This is a genomic window from Pseudomonas sp. Van50, from assembly GCF_055390755.1.
Map to the genome: position 1 here is coordinate 4,853,731 of NZ_AP024343.1, position 21,851 is coordinate 4,875,581.

Annotated in this window: 21 protein-coding genes and 2 pseudogenes; 7 read left to right on the forward strand and 16 right to left on the reverse strand. The window is 61.3% G+C overall.

The window, feature by feature from the left end; translation table 11 throughout:
* Positions 1–9: 9 nt before the first annotated feature.
* From ACZ5M5_RS20510 to ACZ5M5_RS20520, 3 genes are all read right to left on the reverse strand, one after another.
* A complete protein-coding gene (locus ACZ5M5_RS20510; RefSeq protein WP_464737903.1) occupies positions 10–969 on the reverse strand; it encodes a FecR domain-containing protein in 960 nt (319 codons plus the stop codon).
* Positions 966–1,487, reverse strand: a complete 522-nt coding sequence (locus ACZ5M5_RS20515) for a sigma-70 family RNA polymerase sigma factor (protein ID WP_060741487.1) — start codon at positions 1,485–1,487, stop codon at positions 966–968. Before ACZ5M5_RS20515 ends, ACZ5M5_RS20510 begins: the two co-directional genes overlap by 4 nt.
* Positions 1,488–1,589: 102 nt before the next feature.
* The gene (locus ACZ5M5_RS20520) at positions 1,590–1,997 is read right to left on the reverse strand and encodes a response regulator (RefSeq protein WP_060741486.1); all 408 of its coding nucleotides are present in this window, start codon (positions 1,995–1,997) and stop codon (positions 1,590–1,592) included.
* A 242-nt stretch (positions 1,998–2,239) separates the two neighbouring features.
* On the opposite strand from ACZ5M5_RS20520, the pseudogene ACZ5M5_RS20525 reads away from it, so the two are divergent.
* Both ACZ5M5_RS20525 and ACZ5M5_RS20530 read left to right on the forward strand, forming a co-directional pair.
* Positions 2,240–4,185, forward strand: a pseudogene (locus ACZ5M5_RS20525) (DNA topoisomerase III).
* A 614-nt stretch (positions 4,186–4,799) separates the two neighbouring features.
* Complete coding sequence (locus ACZ5M5_RS20530) at positions 4,800–5,129, forward strand: hypothetical protein (protein WP_060741484.1); 330 nt, start codon at positions 4,800–4,802, stop codon at positions 5,127–5,129.
* A 62-nt stretch (positions 5,130–5,191) separates the two neighbouring features.
* On the opposite strand, the gene glsB is transcribed toward ACZ5M5_RS20530, so the two are convergent.
* The gene (glsB, locus tag ACZ5M5_RS20535) at positions 5,192–6,100 is read right to left on the reverse strand and encodes a glutaminase B (protein ID WP_060741483.1); all 909 of its coding nucleotides are present in this window, start codon (positions 6,098–6,100) and stop codon (positions 5,192–5,194) included.
* 178 nt (positions 6,101–6,278) lie between these two features.
* Here glsB and ACZ5M5_RS20540 point away from each other — a divergent pair, with 178 nt between their 5' ends.
* Positions 6,279–6,473: a hypothetical protein gene (locus tag ACZ5M5_RS20540; protein WP_053123348.1), complete on the forward strand. Its 195-nt coding sequence runs from the start codon at positions 6,279–6,281 to the stop codon at positions 6,471–6,473.
* Positions 6,474–6,482: 9 nt separating this feature from the next.
* On the opposite strand, the gene ACZ5M5_RS20545 is transcribed toward ACZ5M5_RS20540, so the two are convergent.
* The 5 genes from ACZ5M5_RS20545 to ACZ5M5_RS20565 form a co-directional block, all read right to left on the reverse strand.
* Positions 6,483–7,502, reverse strand: coding sequence for a hypothetical protein (locus ACZ5M5_RS20545; RefSeq protein ID WP_464737904.1), 1,020 nt, complete (start codon positions 7,500–7,502; stop codon positions 6,483–6,485).
* Positions 7,503–7,689: 187 nt separating this feature from the next.
* Complete coding sequence (locus tag ACZ5M5_RS20550; protein WP_103311356.1) at positions 7,690–8,619, reverse strand: ZIP family metal transporter; 930 nt, start codon at positions 8,617–8,619, stop codon at positions 7,690–7,692.
* A 133-nt stretch (positions 8,620–8,752) separates the two neighbouring features.
* On the reverse strand, positions 8,753–8,878 hold the full coding sequence (locus tag ACZ5M5_RS20555; RefSeq protein ID WP_256587282.1) for a hypothetical protein: 126 nt from the start codon (positions 8,876–8,878) through the stop codon (positions 8,753–8,755).
* Positions 8,879–9,049: 171 nt separating this feature from the next.
* Positions 9,050–9,427 carry a con-10 family general stress protein gene (locus ACZ5M5_RS20560; RefSeq protein ID WP_060741480.1) on the reverse strand — a complete coding sequence of 126 codons (378 nt, stop codon included), beginning with the start codon at positions 9,425–9,427 and terminating at the stop codon, positions 9,050–9,052.
* Positions 9,428–10,026: 599 nt separating this feature from the next.
* Complete coding sequence (locus ACZ5M5_RS20565; protein WP_060741479.1) at positions 10,027–10,284, reverse strand: hypothetical protein; 258 nt, start codon at positions 10,282–10,284, stop codon at positions 10,027–10,029.
* Between the two features lie 224 nt (positions 10,285–10,508).
* Here ACZ5M5_RS20565 and ACZ5M5_RS20570 point away from each other — a divergent pair.
* A pseudogene (locus tag ACZ5M5_RS20570) lies at positions 10,509–11,347 on the forward strand (NAD-dependent protein deacetylase).
* Positions 11,348–11,473: 126 nt separating this feature from the next.
* On the opposite strand, the gene ACZ5M5_RS20575 reads toward ACZ5M5_RS20570, so the two are convergent.
* The gene (locus tag ACZ5M5_RS20575; RefSeq protein WP_060741477.1) at positions 11,474–12,379 is read right to left on the reverse strand and encodes a LysR family transcriptional regulator; all 906 of its coding nucleotides are present in this window, start codon (positions 12,377–12,379) and stop codon (positions 11,474–11,476) included.
* Between the two features lie 130 nt (positions 12,380–12,509).
* Here ACZ5M5_RS20575 and ACZ5M5_RS20580 point away from each other — a divergent pair, with 130 nt between their 5' ends.
* Genes ACZ5M5_RS20580 through ACZ5M5_RS20590 form a run of 3 tightly spaced genes read left to right on the forward strand, consistent with a single transcriptional unit; the run spans position 12,510 to position 15,101 of the window.
* Positions 12,510–13,208, forward strand: a complete 699-nt coding sequence (locus ACZ5M5_RS20580; protein WP_060741476.1) for a CoA transferase subunit A — start codon at positions 12,510–12,512, stop codon at positions 13,206–13,208.
* Between the two features lie 34 nt (positions 13,209–13,242).
* On the forward strand, positions 13,243–13,908 hold the full coding sequence (locus tag ACZ5M5_RS20585) for a CoA transferase subunit B (RefSeq protein WP_003180355.1): 666 nt from the start codon (positions 13,243–13,245) through the stop codon (positions 13,906–13,908).
* 11 nt (positions 13,909–13,919) lie between these two features.
* A complete protein-coding gene (locus tag ACZ5M5_RS20590) occupies positions 13,920–15,101 on the forward strand; it encodes an acetyl-CoA C-acetyltransferase (RefSeq protein WP_060741475.1) in 1,182 nt (393 codons plus the stop codon).
* Between the two features lie 496 nt (positions 15,102–15,597).
* Here the strand turns inward: ACZ5M5_RS20590 and ACZ5M5_RS20595 are convergent, their stop codons facing one another.
* From ACZ5M5_RS20595 to ACZ5M5_RS20620, 6 genes are read right to left on the reverse strand one after another with little or no spacing between them, the layout of a single operon-like run.
* Positions 15,598–17,340 (reverse strand): ABC transporter substrate-binding protein, encoded by a 1,743-nt coding sequence (locus ACZ5M5_RS20595; RefSeq protein WP_103309592.1) that lies wholly within the window; start codon positions 17,338–17,340, stop codon positions 15,598–15,600.
* A 48-nt stretch (positions 17,341–17,388) separates the two neighbouring features.
* Complete coding sequence (locus tag ACZ5M5_RS20600; RefSeq protein ID WP_053123382.1) at positions 17,389–17,661, reverse strand: DUF2160 domain-containing protein; 273 nt, start codon at positions 17,659–17,661, stop codon at positions 17,389–17,391.
* Positions 17,662–17,671: 10 nt separating this feature from the next.
* Positions 17,672–18,472, reverse strand: a complete 801-nt coding sequence (locus ACZ5M5_RS20605; protein ID WP_060741473.1) for a carbohydrate ABC transporter permease — start codon at positions 18,470–18,472, stop codon at positions 17,672–17,674.
* Between the two features lie 10 nt (positions 18,473–18,482).
* Positions 18,483–19,349: a carbohydrate ABC transporter permease gene (locus ACZ5M5_RS20610; RefSeq protein ID WP_030142069.1), complete on the reverse strand. Its 867-nt coding sequence runs from the start codon at positions 19,347–19,349 to the stop codon at positions 18,483–18,485.
* Positions 19,346–20,455, reverse strand: coding sequence for an ABC transporter ATP-binding protein (locus tag ACZ5M5_RS20615; RefSeq protein ID WP_060741472.1), 1,110 nt, complete (start codon positions 20,453–20,455; stop codon positions 19,346–19,348). The genes ACZ5M5_RS20610 and ACZ5M5_RS20615 overlap by 4 nt, the downstream gene beginning before the upstream one ends.
* The gene (locus tag ACZ5M5_RS20620; protein WP_192260891.1) at positions 20,455–21,549 is read right to left on the reverse strand and encodes an ABC transporter ATP-binding protein; all 1,095 of its coding nucleotides are present in this window, start codon (positions 21,547–21,549) and stop codon (positions 20,455–20,457) included. The genes ACZ5M5_RS20615 and ACZ5M5_RS20620 overlap by 1 nt, the downstream gene beginning before the upstream one ends.
* Positions 21,550–21,851: the final 302 nt, after the last annotated feature.

Genomic DNA, 21,851 nt, shown 5'->3' on the forward strand with positions numbered 1-21,851 from the left:
TGCGTAGCATTACCGCCGATGGCCAGCGGAGACCTGGACCCAGAATCGGCTATAGCGGGTCACTCGCAACGAAAAGCCGCTTTCCAGCGCGGCCAGGGCGAGATCGGTGTTATCGACGGGAAACACACCGGAAACCTTCAAGTCGCCAATCGCCGGATCCCAACGCAGCACACCGGGGCGATAGCGCGACAGTTCCTCCAGCAGCGCCGCCAGGGGACGGTCAATGGCGATGATGCTTCCCTTCTGCCAGGCACCGACCGACACATCGTTGCCGCGCAGCGCCCCCAACGACTGTTCGTTGAAATCCAGGCGCTGGCCGGCTTCGACCCGCATCCTTGAGCCACTTGCCAACAGGCTCACCTCGACCGCTTTCTCCAGCACCGCCACTTCGCCGCCCCGCGCCTGGCTGCGGACGATAAACCGCGTGCCCAGCGCCAGTACCTCGGCCGGCCCCGTGACTACCTTGAACGGACGTCGCAAGGGATCGACCGCCGTCGTCACAAGCACCTCGCCCCGCAACAGCTCCAGGCGCCGCTGCTGCCCATCGAAACGAACATTGATCGAGGTGTCGGTGTTGAGCAGGACCGTGCTGCCATCGGCCAGCTGGAACGCGCGACGCTCGCCCACTGCGGTGCGGTAATCACAAAACAGGTTCTGGGTTGCCTGGCTGCGCCAGCCCAGCCAGCCCAGGCCGCCGGCGGACGTCAGCAGCAAGGCGCTGCGCAACACCTGGCGCCGGGATCGCTGGTGGGTGTCGCTCAGGGTCGGTGCCGCCAGGGCACCCGGCACACTCGCCATCTGCTCGGCCACCGCGGCCATGCGCTGCCAGGCCTGGCTGTGCAAGGGATCGGCAGCCAGCCAGGTGCGCCAATCGGCCCGGTCCGCGTCGGTCGCAATACCGGAATGCAGCCGGGCATACCACCGCGCCGCCACGCGGATGGCTTGCAACTCGTCGGGGGGCAGGTTCATGAAAGCTGCAATTGAATTTGCATCAGGCAGCAATGTTCCATGGCCTTGGCCATGTGGTTGTTGACCGTGCGGACGCTGACGCCCAGGCGCTCGGCGATTTGCGGGTACGTCAGGCCATCGAACTGCGACAGGATGAACGCTTGCCTGACGCGCGGCCCCAGCCCCAGGAGCAGACGGTCGATCTCCATCAGGGCCTGGAGCAGGATCGCCTGCTCTTCCAGCGATGGGTGCTGCTCTTGCGGCATGGCGGCCAAGGCTTCGAGGTAGGATTGCTCCAGCGAGCGCCGGCGAAACAGGTCGATCAACAGCCCTTTGGCGATCATCGACAGGTACGGTCGCGGCTCGCGGATATCCAGCGCGGTGCGCGCCTTGATGACTCGCACAAACGTATCCTGGGTCAGGTCGGCGGCATCGAACGTGTTGCCCAAGCGCTTGCGCAACCAGCCCTGGAGCCAATTGTGATGATCACTGTACAGAACGTCGACAGCACTGCGTAGGGACAGATCGTTGGCGGGCATGGCAATGGAATAATTCGCGACTGATAATGACTCGCATTGTCATGGAGCCCATCGCCGCTTGCAACCCAAACGTGCCTGGCCGCCGCCACCCTCTGGGATTACTCAGTGCATCGCGTGATTTTTCACCGTGCTCTCCACCAGATCCAGCATCTGGCCCAGGGCCCAGGGCTTGGCGATGAACGACGCGTGGTGCTTGATCCCGGCGCTTTCCGGCGTTTCGAAGCCGGACATGATCAGCAGCGGGATCTGCGGCCAGCGGTCTCCGGTCAGGTTGGCCAGGTCGGCACCGTCGATCTTGCCGGGCATGGTAATGTCGGTGAGCAACAGATCGACGAAATGGGCGCTCCTTTCGAGGAACTCCAAGGCATCGTCAGCGCTTTTCTGAGGCTCCACGACAAATCCTTCTTCCTCGAGGATTTCACAGAGAAACTCCAGGATAGTCGGATCATCTTCCACCACGAGAATCAAACGCGTAGTCGCCTGGCCGTTGCCATTGGGCATCGAATTCATGAAAGTGACTCTCCTTGACCTCATAAACCTTCTTTGCGGTTTCAACCGCCTTGAAGTTATGAGCCATACCCCTGCGAGAAATTCATTCTGCATGCCGACAGAACGGCCGAATGTCTCGCCAGACACCCCTTGGCAACGCAGCGCAACGCTTTTATCTGTATATCCATACAGATAAAACTTGCCCTTGTGCGCATCCATGACCATGCTACAGCCCCATGAAATCTGCTCAGGAAAAGGGCGCCATGCAGCTGTACCTGTGTGAAAAACCGTCCCAGGCCAAGGACATCGCCGCGGTGCTCGGTGCCACGCGCCGTGGCGACGGTTGCTGGCTGGGTCCTGGCATCACGGTCACCTGGTGCATCGGCCATCTGCTGGAAACCGCCCCACCCGACGCCTACGACGCGCGCTACAAGCGCTGGGTCCTGGCCGACCTGCCCATTGTGCCTGCGCAATGGAAAATGACCGTCAAGCCGAAAACCGCCAGCCAGTACAAGGCGGTCAAGCGCCTGCTGGGGAAGCGAAGGAACTGGTGATCGCCACCGACGCCGACCGCGAAGGCGAAATGATCGCCCGGGAGTTGGTGGAGCATTGCCGGTATCGCGGACCGATCCGACGGCTATGGCTGTCAGCCCTGGACGAAGCGTCGATCCGCAAGGCCCTGGCCGCCCTCAAGCCGGGCGTCGAAACCTTCAACCTGTATCACTCGGCCCTGGGCCGCTCCCGGGCCGACTGGCTGATCGGCATGAACATGAGTCGCCTGTTCACCTTGCTGGGGCGCCAGTCCGGCTACCAGGGCGTGTTGCCGGTAGGCCGCGTGCAGACGCCGACGCTGCGACTGGTGGTGGACCGCGACCGCAGCATCGCCAACTTCGTGCCGGTCGCCTATTGGGCCATCGACGTGCAGCTCAGCCATGAAGGCACGGCGTTCACCGCCCAGTGGCGCGCCGACCCGGATGCCTGCGACGACCAGGAACGCTGCCTGAACCAGGCCCTGGCCCGAGACGCGGCCCAGGCCATGGGCAACGCCGCCACCGCCCGGACACTGAAGGTGCGTACCGAACGCCTGCGCGAAGCGGCACCGTTGCCCTTCGACCTGGGCACCCTGCAAGAAGTCTGCTCGAAGAAACTCGGCCTCGGCGCCCAGGAAACCCTGGACATTGCCCAGTCGCTCTACGAGACCTACAAGCTCATCACCTACCCCCGCAGCGATTGCGGTTTCCTGCCCTTGAGCCAGCACAGCGAAGCACCGGCCATCCTGGCCGCCCTCGCCCAGGCCGACCCGAGCCTCGCGCCGCTGCGCGAGCATTTGCAGCCGCAGCGCAAATCCCGGGCCTGGAACGACGCCAAGGTCAGTGCCCACCACGGCATCATTCCCACCGCCGCCGCCAGGAACCTCGACAAACTCGCCGGCAAGCAGCGTGCGGTCTATACGTTGATTCGCGCGCGCTACCTGGCGCAGTTCCTGCCCAACCACGAATACGACCGGACCCAGGCCGACTTCGACTGTGCCGGCCAGACGCTGCGTGCCGTGGGCAAGCAGATCGTCGAACCCGGCTGGAAACGCGCCCTGCCCGAAGCGCTGGCGCCGGCAAAGGGCCGTGAAGCACCGGCACCGCAAACCTTGCCGGCACTGGCAGAAGGTCGCGATTGCACGGTGGACGAGGTGAAACCCAAGGACCTATGGACCCAGCCGCCCAAGCCCTTCACTGAAGGCGACCTGATCAAGGCGATGAAGAATGTCGCCAAACTGGTGGAAGACCCGTTGCTCAAGCAGAAGCTCAAGGACACCACCGGCATCGGCACCGAAGCGACCCGAGCCTCGATCATCCAGGGGCTACTCGACCGCGGTTACCTGGTGAAGAACGGCAAGGCCCTGTCCGCCACACCGGCGGCCTTCAGTCTCATCGACGCCGTGCCCCGGGCCATCGCCGACCCGGGCACCACCGCCATCTGGGAGCAGGCCCTGGACATGGTGCAAAGCGGTGAAATGAGCCTGGAAGAATTCGTGACCCGGCAAGCCGCCTGGATGAGCAAGCACGTCGCCCGCTGCCAGGGCATGAGCCTGACCATCAGCGGCCCGGCCAGCCCCGCCGGGCGTGGCGCAACGCCATGGAAAAACAAACGCAAGCCAGCCAAGCGCAAGACCGGCGGCGCACCGCGCAAGGCCAACAAAAATCAGCCCACCTGATTCCCCTGTGGGAGCGAGCTTGCTCGCGATGACGGTGAATCAGCCATCAGATAATTGACTGACACACCGCCATCGCGAGCAAGCTCGCTCCCACATTGATTGTGTGTCTGACCGGAAATTCTCATACCCAAACCATTTTGTCCGACAATATGTAGTGAACAAAAATAATCACTACAAAACCGTTGACGCCTCCGATTTGCCCTTGCATGATGCAGACGTCTCCCCGATCGGGAGTACAGGCAACTGTTTGAGCAAGCTCGTCTGACCGCCGAGCTGTTTTTTGGATACAGGGACTGCCCACAAGGCAGATTGAAGGTGCTGACCTGGCATGATCGTCCGGTAACAAGGACGAGAAACGTCGGCGAAGATCCTCATGACGCGCGTGGTCGACCCTCGAAAGTTGACACTGCCTGATGATTCTTCGCTGTTTCTCTTCGTTGTAGCGCATTTGCGTAGCAGCCCTTCGATAACACTACACAACCGATGCACGACCCCGTCGAAGTTCGACGGACGAACGCTGACGGCCTGGTTTCGGTAGCAGGCAGGCACTTACCGAGTAGCGAAGTTTTTGCGAACCACCAGACAGATCAACCAAATGGTCAAGGGGCTTACACATGAATCTGAATAATCAACCATCTATTGATGAACTGGCTCGCATGTTCGCCGCACACAAGGACACACTCGACAGCCATATCCTGTGGATCAGCAAGACTGGCCAGGTCCATATGGACTGCCTGTCGCCCTACACCCAAGAAGACGAGTTCGAAAAGAACACGCAAGAACTGTGTGCCCGGCTGAAGATGTACCGCCGTGGCCAGGGCTACGTCGGCAAGAAGGCCGCGGCTGACAAAGACTTCATGGGCCGCGTGTTGCAAACGCTGACCCAGGCCTGGCAGTCGATGCAGAACACTTCCGAGGTCCGGGTCATCGACCGCCTCTGCTGATATCCCCTAACGAAAAGGCCCGCGCCTGAATCAGGAGCGGGCCTTTTTTATGCGCCAGGAAGCTAGAACACCGACCAGCCGATCCGTTGGCTCATCAACTCCAGCGCCGCCATGCCGGCCAGGGAGTTGCCGGCGGCGTTGAGTTCAGGCGACCAGACACATACGGTAAACCGTCCCGGCACCACGGCGACAATCCCGCCACCGACACCGCTCTTGCCCGGCAGGCCGACGCGATAAGCAAAGTTGCCAGCCTCATCGTAAAGGCCGCTGGTGGCCATGATGGAATTGACCTGTTGGGTCTGCCGGGCGCTGAGGATCTGCTCGCCGCTGTGTTTGCAGAACCCGTCGTTGGCCAGGAAGCAGAATGCCCGCGCCAGATCGATGCAGCTCATCCGCAAGGCACAATGGCTGAAATAACTGCGCAACACCGCTTCCACGTCGTTATGGAAGTTGCCGAACGACTGCATCAGGTACGCCATCGCTGCGTTGCGGGCGCGGTGCTGGTATTCCGACTCGGCGACCTTGCCGTCCACCATGACCTGGGGGTTACCCGACAGGCGGCGCACAAAATCGCGCATCGACAGCGCCGGCGCGGCGAAACGCGACTGGTTGATATCGCAAATCACCAACGCACCGGCATTGATGAACGGGTTGCGCGGCCGACCGCGCTCGAACTCCAGTTGTACCAGGGAGTTGAAGGGCTGGCCGGATGGCTCATGGCCCAGACGCTCCCAGATCGCTTCGCCGGAATGCCCGATGGCCTGCACCAGGCTGAACACCTTGGAAATACTCTGCACCGAAAACGCCGTTTCGGCGTCGCCGGCACAATACAACTCGCCATCATTGCCATACACGGCAATACCCAACTGGTTGGGCACCACCGTGCCGAGGGCAGGAATGTAATCGGCGACCTTGCCCTGACCGATCAGGGGGCGAACCGCATCGAGGATCTCGTTCAACAGTGCTTGCATATGCGCGGGGTCCAGTCATTCCCCGTTCGAGTGCGGGGATACAGACGCTAGACGCTGGTGGGCGGGGTCAGAGCACACTGATTATCAAGCTTCAGGCACACAACCCTTGCTCCCACAGGATGCAAGCGTCTTCATCGAGCGGTCTATAGTTCAAAGGATCAATCGGCAGGAGTAGACGATGCGTCAGATCATGCAAAAAGAACCCTGGTGGGCCTCGCCGCCCCAGCCCGGGCAGGATGAAAGCGAGCTGGAATGGGGATGGCTGGTGATCTACAGCGAAGGCGAGCCGCGCTTCGAGTTCATCAAGGAACGCCCATCGGACGAGCAGATCCGCCATCGCAAGGGTTGTCGCGTCACCCTCGGATCAGAATGAACCGCCCCGTCACGGCTTGATGTCCGGCAATGCCACCGCTCGATTGGCCAGGTCCGCCTCCACCAGGTTGCCTTCTATTTCCTCGTCCAGGTAGTACACCGGTGCCATCACCCCGCTGAGGGGATGCTTGAGTGACTTGAACCACGCCTCGTCGAACGCAGCGCTCAGGCTTTTGCGGATCTGCGCCTCCATTTCCGGCCGCTCGCCCTCGTGGATGATCGCGCGAATGCCCGCCACGCCCACCGAGATCAACGCCCCCGCCGCCTTCCCGGCCACGGCCGCCGCCGCACCGGTTGCCCCACGCGTGGCGAACTGGGCCTCGATTTTTTCACTGGTGCGTTGCGCCACCGTGGCGATCACCGCCTCCGAGGGTCCGGCACCTGTGGTTGCAGCCTTGTTGACGTGATCGATCAGGGCCGCATAGGCCGGCAGGGTGTTCAACGGTTCGGTGTGGACCATCTCGTACAACGAAGCGTCACGCGCCGCTGGCGGGCCGAGGCGGACGGCCGGGATGCCGTGCAGGCGTCGGTTCATCAGTTCGTTCGGGATGCGATGCCGCAGGGCGATGACCTGGACCTGCTGATTGAGCTGGCGCAGGTAGTAGCCTGTGGCGTTGGCCCTGATCGCCTCGGGATCGATTTCCACCGCCACCGGTTCCAGCACCTGCTCGCGATATTGCTCTTGCAGGTAAACCGCCAGGCGTCTGGCCGAGGAGTCCGTCTCGCCCTCGGCGCTGGCGGCGTACCAACTGACCTTCACCGCCAGCCACTCCTGGGTCCAATAGCTGCTGAACCAGGGGATGAATTCAACCTCGGTGCGCTCATAGACCAACACGCGCCAATGCTCCATCGACCCACGGGCGTAGAGTGCCGCCTGCTCGACGGCGCTTTTCGAGGCTGCGATGAGCTGCTGGTCCACCTGTCGCCAAGTGTCCTGGGAAATCGCCACCGGGGCGACCTGTTGACCGCGCTGCGGCGTGGCGCACCCCGCCAGAACGAGCACAACGGCCAGCATCAGCGAACGCAGCACGATCGCGCCACCCCGGATTCACGTCATCCACGGGGTTGAGTATACATCGCCAATTCAACCCACCCGGCCTTGAGCACATAGGGTGATCAAACCGGGAGTGGCGCCATGTCATCAACCCTGTCCCGGAGAAAATTCCGGATGTTCCAGACGTTTGCCGAAACGCTGACGGAGGGTATCGGTGAGTCTTTCAACCCAACGCCGTATCGAGAAACATCATCACCGCAAACCCCATCATCAACCCCAACGTGGCCGGGGTTTCATGGCCATTGCGATGGGTCTCGGGAATCACCTCGTGGGAGACCACGAAAATCATCGCACCCGCCGCCAGCCCCAGGCTGATGGGGTATGCGACGGCCACGCCCGACGACATGCCCAGGCCGATCACCGCCCCCAGGGGCTCCATCAGCCCCGAACCGACCGCGATGAGCGCAGCACGCAAGGTGCTGATACCGGTGACCCTCAGCGCCATGGCAATGGCCAGGCCTTCGGGGATGTCCTGGATAGCGATGGCGGTGGTCAGGGGCAAGCCGACCTTGAAGTCGCCGTCGGCAAAACTGACGCCGATGGCCATGCCTTCCGGCAGGTTGTGCAAGGTGATGGCGAGCACGAACAGCCACACACGGTTAATGCGCTCGACTTCAGGACCGCGCCGTCCACTCAACTCGTGTTCGTGGGGCACGAAACGGTCGAGGCCGATCATCAGGGCCACACCCAAGCCCAGGCCAACCACGACGACAAACGCGGCCAGCAGCTGATTGCCACAAATCACCTGCGCCGCTTCGATGCCCGGCAGGATCAATGAGAAGGAGCTGGCGGCGAGCATCATGCCGGCGGCGAAACCCAGCATGATGTCCTGGGTGCGCGACGAGATATCCCGCAGCACCACCGCCATCAATGCCCCCAGGGCGGTGGCGGCAAAACCCGATGTACCGCCCAGCACGGCGTAGCCCAGGTTTTGACGATTGGCGCCAATCAGGGCGTTGTAGCCACTGTAGAGCAACAACGCGGCCACCAACGCAAGCCCGAGCCAGAACGTGACCCCCAACAGCCAGTTCTCTTGCACGGGGTTCAGCCAGGTGCGCCAGGGCGATCGAATCCGGGAGGTGGGCTGGTCCATCGAATGTCCTTAGGGGGCTTGGCCGTGGTATGGCTTGGAATACCGGGCGTGGGAGTCGCCTCCTTCGCCATCGGTTTACAGTTTGTCACCTTGCATCCCCGAACCCAAGTCGGCCCCCGTGGTGGGGTTGCTTTCAGGCTCGGACATCGTCCGCGCCTTCAGCCATCTTGCCCTTGGCGCCTTTGTTCAACATCACGATGATCGAACCGATCACTTCCAGATGGCTCGAGCAGCATGAAAGTCTGAAGAAGTTGAACATTTGGTTTTTATTCAAGACAGAAGACGAGTGGTTAATTGAAACCCTGGCTCACTCGCTTATCTTTTAAACAATCAATACACCAGTGAAGCCGGGCATCAATACCCGATTTTTAATATCACGGTCGGACCAGGTCCCATGCCAACGGCACGGGACCTGCGAGACCACGGGACATTACGATTCACGACCGCCGCCATGGCTTTTTTCAGCCCCTTTCCTGCCGGCCCCGGAGGCTTTTTCCCGGTCATTGGCAACGTTGCCGCCAGACGCCTGGCCACCTTTGCGGCCGGCTTCCGAAGCCCGCTCAGGGTCGTTGGCAAAGTTCCCCCCCGAAGCTTGCCCGCCTTTGCGACCGGCTTCAGCGGCGCGTTTCGGGTCGTTGGCAAAATTGCCGCCCGACGCCTGGCCACCCTTGCGTCCAGCCTCGGAGGCGCGCTCAGGATTATTGGCGAAGTTGCCACCCGACGCCTGGCCACCTTTTTTCCCGGCTTCCGATGCCTTCTCACGATCGTTAGCGAAATTGCCAGGGTTGTTATTACCTGTGTTAGCCATTTCATTCACCTCGTTTAGTTGATCTCCACGAGCCTTGCTGACTCGTCTTATTCGGAAAACATGACGCCGCCAAGGTTTGAAGGAAACACGGCAAACGGCGACGAGTGGTCAATGCTTGATGTATATCGCCGCCGCCGTGGTCTTTAGTGCAACAGGCTATTAAACAGGCGAGACCGAAACTTCATCCAGTGACAGCCCTGTGGGAGCGAGCTTGCTCGCGATGCGGTGTGTCAGTCATGTCAATGCAGGCTGATCCGACGCTATCGCGAGCAAGCTCGCTCCCACAATTGCCCCGCTTCAACATTCAAAACAGTGCGTGTCTTTCCACGCTGTCCGCCAAAGGCCAGGCAACGCCGGCACCCCATTGCACCGGTCTCGTCACCTGGCCTCGCGCCGTTCCAGGAAGCCAAAACGCGCGGGCTGCCGGCGTTGTCCTGCACCACCGCACTGACCGGCTTGCGGCGTCCGGATACCCTGTCGCCGATACCCGGATTAGTGGTTGAACATCCGTTGCGGATCCACCTCGCCTTGGCAATCGGGGCAACCGCACTTTAATTTGCTCATGCTCTTTCTCCCAAGGTCACGGGTTGAAGGCGTCGTCACAACTGGACATCAAGGTTCGCCGCCGCAACACCGTGGTTGGCCACATACACATCGGCAGTCCAGCCCTTGGTCAGGTTGTGATATGACTGGGTACCCAAGGCCGTACCGCTGTCCCATGCCAGGATGTCGCCAATATCGATGTCACTGGCTGAACTCAGCTTCAGCACCGTATGGCGGTCCTCTTGCTTCACGTACACACCCACCATTGAACTCTCTCGATTGATGGCCCGTACTTCACCCTTGGTCCGCTTCATACGTTTCCTCTCTCGGCAGTTCCAGGAGCGGTCGCCCCCGGGACCGGCCGCTCTTGGCTGCTCAGCGCTTGGCTTCGGTATGCGGGGGTTCTGAAGTACCGCACATAAAAGTGGATAGCGCGGCACGGGGGAAAGTTTGAACAAACCAGCCCCAGGGCGACGAAAGGCGTCGACTCGATCCAGGTGCTAACCTCAACGGCCCAAGGCCAGCGCAGACACCTCCCATGCCCGAAGACCTTCACCAGGCACCCATCGATCAGTTACTGGCGTACACCGCCGGGCGCCGCTTCCTGGTGCTCACCGGCGCCGGCATCAGTACCCCTTCGGGCATCCCCGATTACCGCGACAGCGACGGGGTCCGTCGGGGTCGACAACCGATGATGTACCAGGAGTTCCTCGCCCAGCCCGAGGCACGACGGCGCTACTGGGCGAGAGCGATGCTGGGCTGGCCCCGGGTCAGGCAGGCCAGGCCGAACGTGGCTCACGAAGCCTTGGCCGAGTTGCAGGCGCAGCAACGCATCACCGGCCTGATTACCCAGAATGTCGACACCCTGCATGACCAGGCCGGCAGCCAGGACGTCATCGAACTGCACGGCAGCCTGCATCGCGTGCTGTGCCTGGATTGCGGCCAGCGCAGCGAGCGACAGCAGATTCAACGGTTGATGGAAACCGCAAACCCTTACCTGGCGGGTGTCGATGCGGTGCAGGCCCCGATGGCGACACCCTGCTCGACCCCGCGTTCGAGGCACGCTTCCAAGTGCCCCATTGCCCCCATTGCGGCGGCGAGCGGTTGAAACCCGACGTGGTGTTTTTCGGCGAGAACGTCGCCCCCCTCACCGCGACCCGCGCCATGCAAGCCGTCGAGCAAGCGGACGGCCTGCTGGTGGTGGGTTCGTCGCTGATGGCGTATTCGGCGTTTCGCCTGTGCCGGGCCATCAAGGACCAGGGCAAGCCGCTGCTGGCAATCAACCGCGGCAAGACCCGGGCCGATGAGTTGCTGGACCTCAAGCTTGAAGAGCCGTGTGAACAACTACTGCCATTGCTGGCACAGCACCCGTTCTAACCGCCCCACCCACCCCTGTGGGAGCGAGCTTGCTCGCGATGGCGTCGGATCAGCCAGCAGTGATATTGACTGACACACCGCCATCGCGAGCAAGCTCGCTCCCACAGGATCATCGTTCCCACAGGGTCAGTGTTCGCCTGTGGTCAACGTGCCCAATTCCTGATCCCTGAGCGTATCGAACAACGCCTGCGCCGCCGCCGACAGTTCATGCCCCGGCTTGGTCAACACCCCGATGGCTCGCTCGATCACCGGCTCACTCAAGGTGATGCAACGGGCACCCAGCTCATGCATCTGCCCGACGCACAGAGCCGGCACGGCACTGACCCCCAACCCACTGGCGACCATCCGTCCGACGGTCGCCAACTGGTGGCTCTCGAACTCCACCGGCAGCTTCATGCCCCGGGCCTGCAGATGCTCTTCCAGCATCACCCGTACGGTGGAGGGTCGTTGCAGCGTGATGAACGGCTGCTCCAGCAGGGTTTCCCAGTGGATTTCGTCGCGCTGGGCAAAGGCTGAATCCAACGGCACCACCGCGACGAAGCGATCGAGGTACAAGGGCGTGAACGCCAGGGACGAACCCTGCATCGGCTCGAACGCCACGCCCAGTTCGACATGACGATCACGGACCATTTCCAGCACTTGTTCGTTGATCACATCGTTGACCGTGACGTTGACATTCGGATAGCGGGCGCGGAAGGTCTTGAGGATCGGCGGCAACAGGTTGCCGGCAAACGAAGGCATCGCCGCCAGCGTCACGCGACCGCGCTGCAAGGTGAAGCGCTGGCGCATTTCGTCCTCGGCGTTGTCCCAGTCGGCTACCAGGCGGCGAGCCAGTGGCAGCAAGGATTCACCTTCGGGGGTCAACGCCACGTTACGGGTATTACGGCTGAACAGACGACCGCCGAGGCCCTCTTCCAAGGCCTTGATGGTCAGGCTCAGGGCCGATTGCGACAGGTGCAGCCGCTCGCAGGCCACGGCGAAACTCAGGCTCTGGGCCACCGCGAGGAAGGCACGGATCTGCTTGAGGGTCATGGTCGCTGTGCTCCGAGGGCAATTATTGAGTTTTATCAATCAATCCAATCTAAAAATCAACTTAACAAATATATGACTTGGCGCAACACTGCATTTCATTGCGACCCCATCAAGAATAAAAGAGGTGTCTATGGCAGGTTTCGACAAACGCGTGAGCTCTTATGAACAAGCGCTGGAAGGCTTGAAGGACGGCATGACCGTCATCGCCGGCGGCTTCGGCCTGTGCGGTATTCCGGAAAACCTGATCGCCGAGATCAAGCGCAAGGGCATCCGCGACCTCACCGTGGTGTCCAATAACTGCGGCGTCGACGGTTTCGGCCTCGGCGTGCTGTTGGAAGACCGGCAGATCCGCAAGGTGATCGCCTCCTACGTGGGCGAGAACGCCCTGTTCGAGCAGCAACTGCTGAGTGGCGAAATCGAAGTCGTGCTCACCCCCCAAGGCACCCTCGCCGAAAAAATGCGCGCCGGTGGCGCCGGCATCCCGGCCTTCTTCACCGCCACCGGCGTTGGCACGCCCGTGGCCGAAGGCAAGGAAGTGCGTGAATTCCACGGCCGCCAGTACCTGATGGAAGAATCCATCACCGGCGACTTCGCCATCGTCAAAGGCTGGAAGGCCGACCATTTCGGCAACGTGATCTATCGCCACACCGCCCAGAACTTCAACCCGCTGGCCGCTACGGCGGGCAAGATCACCGTGGTGGAAGTCGAGGAAATCGTCGAACCCGGCGAGCTGGACCCGACGCAAATCCACACCCCTGGCATCTACGTCGACCGGGTCATTTGCGGCACGTTCGAAAAACGCATCGAACAGCGCACCGTGCGTAAGTGATCCCCTGCCCCGGCCCGAATGAAGGAATAAGAACATGGCACTTTCCCGCGAACAAATGGCTCAACGCGTCGCCCGCGAAATGCAGGACGGCTACTACGTGAACCTGGGCATCGGCATTCCGACCCTGGTTGCCAACTACATTCCCGAAGGCATGGAAGTCATGCTGCAGTCGGAAAACGGCCTGCTCGGCATGGGCGCGTTTCCCACCGAAGCCGAAGTCGATGCCGACATGATCAACGCCGGCAAACAGACGGTCACTGCGCGCATCGGCGCCTCGATCTTCTCCTCGGCCGAATCGTTTGCCATGATCCGGGGCGGCCACATCGACCTGACCGTGCTCGGCGCATTCGAGGTGGATGTCGAAGGCAACATTGCCTCGTGGATGATCCCCGGCAAGCTGGTCAAGGGCATGGGCGGTGCGATGGACCTGGTGGCCGGTGCCGAGAACATCATCGTCACCATGACCCATGCGTCCAAGGACGGTGAGTCGAAACTGCTGCCGCGCTGCAGCCTGCCGCTGACCGGCGCCGGCTGCATCAAGCGCGTGCTGACCGACCTGGCCTACCTGGAAATCCAGGACGGCGCCTTCATCCTGAAAGAACGCGCCCCAGGCGTCAGCGTCGAGGAAATCGTCGCCAAGACCGCCGGCAAGTTGATCGTGCCGGACCACGTGCCTGAAATGCAGTTCGCTGCCCAGTGAGGAGAGATTCGATGCAAGAAGTCGTGATTGTCGCCGCTACCCGTACCGCCATCGGCAGCTTCCAGGGCTCGCTGGCTGCCATTCCCGCACCGGAACTCGGTGCCGCGGTGATTCGTCGCCTGCTGGAACAGACCGGTTTGTCCGGCGAACAGGTCGATGAAGTGATTCTCGGCCAGGTGCTGACCGCAGGTTCCGGGCAAAACCCGGCGCGCCAGGCATCGATCCTCGCCGGCCTGCCCCATGCGGTGCCGGCGCTGACCCTGAACAAGGTCTGCGGTTCGGGCCTCAAGGCGTTGCACCTGGGCGCCCAGGCGATCCGTTGTGGCGATGCCGAAGTGATCATTGCCGGCGGCATGGAAAACATGAGCCTGGCCCCCTACGTCCTGCCGGCCGCCCGCACCGGCCTGCGCATGGGCCATGCGAAGATGATCGACAGCATGATCACCGACGGCTTGTGGGATGCCTTCAACGATTACCACATGGGCATCACCGCCGAGAACCTGGTGGACAAGTACGGCATCAGCCGCGAGGAGCAGGACGCCTTCGCCGCCGCTTCCCAGCAGAAGGCCGTCGCCGCCATCGAGGGCGGTCGGTTTGCCGATGAGATCACGCCGATCCTGATTCCCCAGCGCAAAGGCGATCCGGTGGCGTTCGCCACGGATGAACAACCGCGCGCCGGTACCACCGCCGAATCCCTGGGCAAGCTCAAGCCTGCCTTCAAGAAGGACGGCAGCGTCACCGCGGGGAATGCGTCCTCGCTCAACGATGGCGCCGCCGCCGTGATCCTGATGAGCGCGGAGAAAGCCAAGGCCCTGGGCCTGCCAGTACTGGCGAAAATCAGTGCCTACGCCAATGCCGGCGTCGACCCGGCCATCATGGGCATTGGCCCGGTCTCGGCCACCCGTCGCTGCCTGGACAAGGCCGGCTGGTCGCTGGAGCAGTTGGACCTGATCGAAGCCAACGAAGCCTTCGCCGCCCAGTCGCTGGCCGTGGCCCGGGAGCTGAAATGGGACATGGACAAGGTCAACGTCAATGGCGGCGCCATCGCCCTGGGCCACCCCATCGGCGCGTCGGGTTGCCGGGTCCTGGTGTCGCTGCTGCATGAAATGATCAAGCGCGACGCCAAGAAAGGCCTCGCGACCCTGTGCATTGGCGGCGGCCAAGGCGTGGCCCTGGCGCTGGAACGGGCATAACCGACAAGGGTTCAACGGTGGCGGCACGGACCCACGAATATCCGTGCAGCCACTGGCACCACCACCGGCGCGACCTCGGTTGCGCCGGTTTTTTTTGCCTGCTGGTTTATGTGGATGGCTTGCCGGCCTCATCGCGAGCAAGCTCGGCTCCCACAGGGGAACTGTGGTGTGTGCAGCATTCATGGATACCGCCGAATCCTGTGGGAGCAAGCTCCAACAATGGATTTTGGGTGTGCACAATATCTACGTTCACCACCAAACCCTGTGGGAGCAAGCTCCAACAATGGATTTTGGGTGTGCACAATATCTACGTTCACCACCAAACCCTGTGGGAGCAAGCTCCAACAATGGATTTTGGGTGTGCGCAATATCTACGTTCACCACCAAACCCTGTGGGAGCCGAGCTTGCTCGCGATGGCGGCGGGTCTGTCTGTTGCGGTGAGCCCAGGAAAAAAAACGGCACCTTTCGGTGCCGTTCGTTTTCACATACGGGGCTTTACTTGCGTGCCGCCTCCCATGATTTCAGCAGCTCGGTGTAGCTCACGGTTTCGCCCTTAGGCTTCTCGTTCGCCAGTTTCGGCTTCGGTGCGCCCGGTTGGTCGAACCAGTATTGCGCGTCGCGCTCAGGGTTCATCTTAGGTGCGCAGGTGGCTTGGGCCTTGGAGCGTTCCAGGCGGGTCATGATCGCATCCTGGTCCTTGGCCAACCCGTCGAGGGCCTGCTGCGGCGTTTTCTCGCCGCTGGCAGCTTCGGCGATGTGGCTCCACCACAATTGCGCCAGGCGTGGGTAGTCCGGCACGTTGGTCCCGGTCGGGGTCCATTGCACACGGGCCGGGCTGCGGTAGAACTCCACCAGGCCACCGAGTTTCGGTGCCAGGTCGGTCAGTGCCTGGGAGTTGATGTCCGACTCACGAATCGGCGTCAGACCAACGATGGTCTTCTTCAGCGACACGGTCTTGGACGTCACGAACTGCGCATAGAGCCAGGCCGCGAGTTTCTGCTTCTCAGGCGTGGACTTCATGAACGTCCAGGAACCCACGTCCTGATAGCCCAGCTTCATGCCCTCTTCCCAATACGGACCGCGTGGCGAAGGCGCCATGCGCCATTTCGGCGTGCCATCGGCGTTCATCACCGGCAGGCCCGGCTTGGTCATGTCGGCCGTGAAAGCGGTGTACCAGAAGATCTGCTGGGCGATGTTGCCTTGGGACGGCACCGGGCCGGACTCGGAGAAGGTCATGCCTGCCGCTTCCGGTGGCGCGTACTTCTTCATCCAGTCCACGTACTTGGTGGTGGCGAACACGGCCGCGGGACCGTTGGTGTCGCCGCCACGGGTCACACTGGAACCGACCGGATGGCAGTCTTCGACGCGAATGCCCCACTCGTCCACCGGCAAACCATTGGGCAAGCCCTTGTCGCCGCCACCGGCCATGGAGAACCAGGCATCGGTGAAGCGCCAGCCCAGGGACGGATCTTTCTTGCCGTAGTCCATGTGCCCGTAGACGCGCTTGCCATCGATCTCCTTGACGTCTTCGGAGAAGAACTTGGCGATGTCTTCATAGGCCGACCAGTTCACCGGCACACCCAACTCGTAGCCGTATTTCTCCTTGAACTTGGCCTTCAGGTCCGCACGTTCGAACCAGTCGGCGCGGAACCAGTACAGGTTGGCGAATTGCTGGTCGGGCAGTTGATAGACCTTGCCGTCCGGCGCGGTGGTGAAGGAAATACCGATGAAGTCCTTGAGGTCCAGGGTCGGCGAGGTGAAGTCCTTGCCTTCGTTGGCCATCAGGTCGGTGATCGATTCGGTCTTGCCGTAGCGGAAGTGCGTACCGATCAAGTCCGAGTCGTTGACCCAGCCATCATAGATATTCTTGTCCGATTGCATCTGGGTCTGCAGCTTCTCCACCACGTCGCCTTCTTGGAGCAGGTCGTGGGTCAGCTGGATCCCTGTGATTTCGGTAAAGGCCTTGGCCAGTACCTTGGATTCATACTCGTGGGTGGCGATGGTTTCCGACACCACGTTGATTTTCATCCCGCGAAACGGCTGGGCGGCCTTGATGAACCACTTGAGTTCTTCGAGCTGCTGCTCGGCTGTCAGGGTCGACGGCTTGAATTCACTGCCGATCCATTTTTTAGCGGCGTCTTCATAGGCGTCGGCCCAGGCCGCAGCACTCAGCCCGCTGAGTGCCAGCATGGCTGCCAATGAAACGCTATGTCGCAGCTTATTGTTTTTATTGAACATAGAGACCTCCTGTTTGGGTTTAAGAGCCTGATCGGCGAACCTTCGCGACTAGCCCCACCGCATCACTGCCAACAGCCACACCCAAGACAACGCGAACGCTATCCAGATGCTCCAGTCGGTGGCGCCGATCACCAGCAAGTGCAGGTAGGCGCTACCGAGAAGACCGATAAACAACCGATCGCCACGGGTGGTGGCAATCGGCAGGAAACCACGCCGAGGGATGCTCGGCGAACGCAGTTCCCACGTGGTCATGCCTGCCAGCAGCAAGGCGATGACTCCAAAAAAAGCCGCCGTCGGGCCGGTCCAGTTCATCCATTCCATCATCGACTCCTCAGACCCGGCCCAGGGCAAAGCCCTTGGCCACGTGATTGCGAACGAACCAGATCACCAGCATGCCCGGCAGGATGGTCAACACCCCCGCCGCCGCCAGCACTCCCCAGTCGATACCGGACGCCGACACCGTTCGGGTCATGACCGCCGCGATCGGCTTGGCATTCACCGAGGTGAGCGTGCGCGCCAGCAACAGTTCGACCCAGGAAAACATGAAGCAGAAAAATGCCGTGACACCGATGCCGGAGCCGATCAACGGAATGAAGATCTTGACGAAGAACTTGGGGAAACTGTAGCCGTCAATGTAAGCGGTCTCGTCAATTTCTTTCGGCACCCCGGACATGAACCCTTCAAGGATCCACACCGCCAACGGCACGTTGAACAGGCAATGGGCCAGGGCCACGGCGATATGGGTGTCGAACAACCCAATGGACGAATACAGCTGGAAGAACGGCAACAGGAACACCGCCGGCGGGGCCATGCGGTTGGTCAGCAGCCAGAAGAACAGGTGCTTGTCCCCCAGGAACCGATAACGGGAAAACGCATAGGCGGCCGGCAACGCGACACCCAGGGAAATCACCGTGTTCAGGCTCACGTAGTACAGCGAGTTCAAGTAACCGGTGTACCAGCTCGGGTCGGTGAAGATCACCTTGTAGTTGTGGAAGGTGAAATCCTGCGGCCACAGGGTCAGGCTGCCGAGGATCTCGGTGTTGCTCTTGAACGACATGTTCAGCAGCCAGTAGATGGGCACCAGCAGGAACAGGATGTAGATCAACAGCGGAATCAGCTTTTTCTTGCTCATTGTGCGGGCCTCAACGGTTGGCGTCGGAGTGCGTCATGGCGGTGTAGAACAGCCAGGACACCAACAGAATGATCAGGAAGTACACCAGGGAAAACGCCGCCGCCGGGCCCAGGTCGAATTGGCCGATGGCCATTTGCGTCAGGGTCTGGCTGAGGAACGTGGTGGCGTTGCCCGGCCCGCCGCCGGTGAGTACGAACGGCTCGGTGTAGATCATGAAGCTGTCCATGAAACGCAGCATCACGGCGATCAGCAGCACACTCTTCATCTTCGGCAACTGGATGTGACGGAACACGGCCCAGTTCGACGCCCGGTCGATCCGCGCGGCCTGGTAGTACACGTCGGGAATCGCTCGCAACCCCGAATAGCACAGCAGCGCCACCAACGAAGTCCAGTGCCAGACATCCATCACCAGCACGGTGACCCAGGCGTCCATGGTGTTGGCCGCGTAGTTGTAGTTGATGCCCAGGCCGTTGAGGGTCGAGCCCAGCAAACCGATGTCGGCGCGACCGAAAATCTGCCAGATGGTGCCCACCACGTTCCACGGGATCAGCAGCGGAATCGCCAGGATGATCAGCACCAGGGACGACCATTTGCCCTTGGTCGGCATGGTCAGGGCGATGGCGATGCCGAGGGGAATTTCAATCAGCAGCACGCACGCCGAGTAGATGAACTGGCGCAGCAGCGAATCGTGCAGCCGCGGATCGAGCAGCACCTGCTTGTACCAGTCGGCGCCGACGAAGTAGCGGCTGGATTGGTCGAAGATGTCCTGCACCGAATAGTTGACCACGGTCATCATCGGAATCACGGCGCTGAAGGCCACCAGCAGGAACACCGGCAATACCAGCCACCAGGCCTTGTTGTTCTGCACCTTGTTCATGGCTGCACCTCGCTCAACGGTTCCAGCAGGTATTCATCGGCATAGACCATCAGCCATTGGGCCGGAAAACTGATGTACGCCGTGCCTTCCGGCACCGGCTTGTCTTCGGCCAGGCGGACCTTCAGCGGCGCGCCATCGAGGTTGAGGGTCAGGATCTTGTAGGTGCCCAGGTCTTCGACGTGCACCACGTCAGCCTGCATCGCGTCGTCGTAAGGGCCGTCCCAGACATGCACGAACTCGGGACGGATACCGACCTTCAGGCTTTTGCCTTCGGCTTCGGCGACACGACGTTGCAAGGTTTCCGACAGCGGCAAGTGGGTCGAGGCGAAACCGACACCGCCGGGCTGCGCCGTGACCTCGATCAGGTTCATCCCCGGGCTGCCGATGAAGTAGCCGACAAAGGTGTGGCTCGGGCGCTCGAACAAGTCCCGGGGCGTACCGAACTGCACGATCTGGCCGCCATACATCACCGCGATCTTGTCGGCGAAAGTCGAGGCTTCCAACTGGTCGTGGGTGACGTAGACCATGGTGATGTTGAACTGCTCGTGGATCTGCTTGAGCTTGCGCCGCAGTTTCCATTTCAGGTGCGGGTCGATCACCGTCAGCGGTTCGTCGAACAGGATCGCCGACACATCGTCGCGCACCAGCCCGCGGCCCATGGAGACTTTCTGCTTCTCATCGGCGGTGAGGTTGCGGGCCTTTTTGTCCAGCAGGTTCTGCAGGTCCAGGACCTCGGCGATTTCCTGCACCTTGGTGTGGATCCGCGCTTCGGCCATGCCCTGGTTGCGCAGCGGGAACGCCAGGTTGTCGAACACCGTCATGGTGTCGTACACCACCGGGAACTGGAACACCTGGGCGATGTTGCGGTGTTCCGGGGTCAGGTCGTTGACGACTTTGCTGTCGAACATCACCTGCCCTTCGGAGGGGCTGAGCAAGCCGGAGATGATGTTGAGCAAGGTGGACTTGCCGCAGCCCGAAGGTCCGAGCAGCGCATAGGCGCCGCCCTGCTCCCAGATGTGGTTCATCTCGCGGATCGCGTAATCCTCGGGGCCCGCCGGGGTGCTGGTGTAGCTGTGGGCGAGGTTCTGCAAACGAATTTCGGCCATCAGGCAACCCTCGCGATACGCTGCCCTGGGGCTTGGACCAGCTTGCCCTGGGCGTCGAAAACAAACAGTTTATGGGTCGGAATGTAGATGCGAATCGGCGCGTCCACGTCGTACTCATGCACCCCTGGCAAGTGCAGCACCAGCAGGAAATGTTCGTTGCGCACGTGCAGGAACGTCTCCGAGCCGCTGATCTCGGCCACTTCGACGGTCACCGCCAGCTCGAGGTCGTCGTCGTTGCTCGGCACCAGGGAAATATGGCTGGGGCGCACGCCGAAACGGAACTCGCCCTCGCCCACCGGGCGCAGGTCGACGTTCAGCGGGAAGTGCACGAAATTGGCGAAGCTGACTTCGTTGCCGGCGATACGACCCGGCATGAGGTTGATCGGCGGTTCGGAAAACAACTCGGCGGCCAGCACGGTTTGTGGCTGGTGATAGACAGAAGACGACTTGCCACTTTGAATCACCCGGCCCTCATGCAGGATCGTGGTGGTGCCGCCCAGGGCCAGCGCTTCGTTAGGCTCGGTGGTGGCGTAGACGGCGATGGTGTGGCGGGCCTGGAACAGCTCGCGCATTTCCTGGCGCAGCTCTTCACGCAGCTTGTAGTCCAGGTTCACCAGTGGCTCGTCGAACAGGATCAGTTCGGCGTCCTTGACCAGTGCCCGGGCCATGGCCGTGCGCTGCTGCTGGCCGCCGGACAATTCCAGCGGATGGCGCTGCAGGAACTTCTCGATCCGCAGCATCCTGGCGGTTTCCAGCACCTTGTTCTGGATAACTTCGTCGGACACACCAGCCTGGCGCAACGGCGAGGCGATGTTTTCGAAAACGGTCATGGTCGGGTAGTTGATGAACTGCTGGTAAACCATCGACACGTTGCGCAGCCGCACCGGGCGGTGGGTGACGTCGACGCCGTTCATCAGGATGCGGCCGCTGTCGGGCTTGTCCAGACCGGCCATCAGGCGCATGAGGCTGGTCTTGCCGGACAGCGTGCGGCCCAGCAGGACGTTGAAGGATCCGGGTTCGAAACTCAGATTGGCATCGTCGATCCAGGTCTGGCCTTCGACGGTGCGACAGATGTGCTCAAGCTTTAATGACATGGCTCGGCCTTTTTATTATTTGGAGTCAAGCGACCCGAGTTGCAAAGCGAAAGCCGTGCCAGAAATCACAACCCATTGACTTGGCTTATTTTTTTAAAAAAACATGAGAGAAACACATTCGCAGATGAACACAAGTGAACAGCCACGACTGAACAACTGAACAATCTTCGGGTTGACAATGAACAATTTTGAACAACACTGAATGAACGTTTTCGGTTAGCCTGGCCATGCCCTTTGTGGGAGCGAGCTTGCTCGCGATAGCGGTGGATCAGCAGCATCGATGTGACTGACACACCGCTATC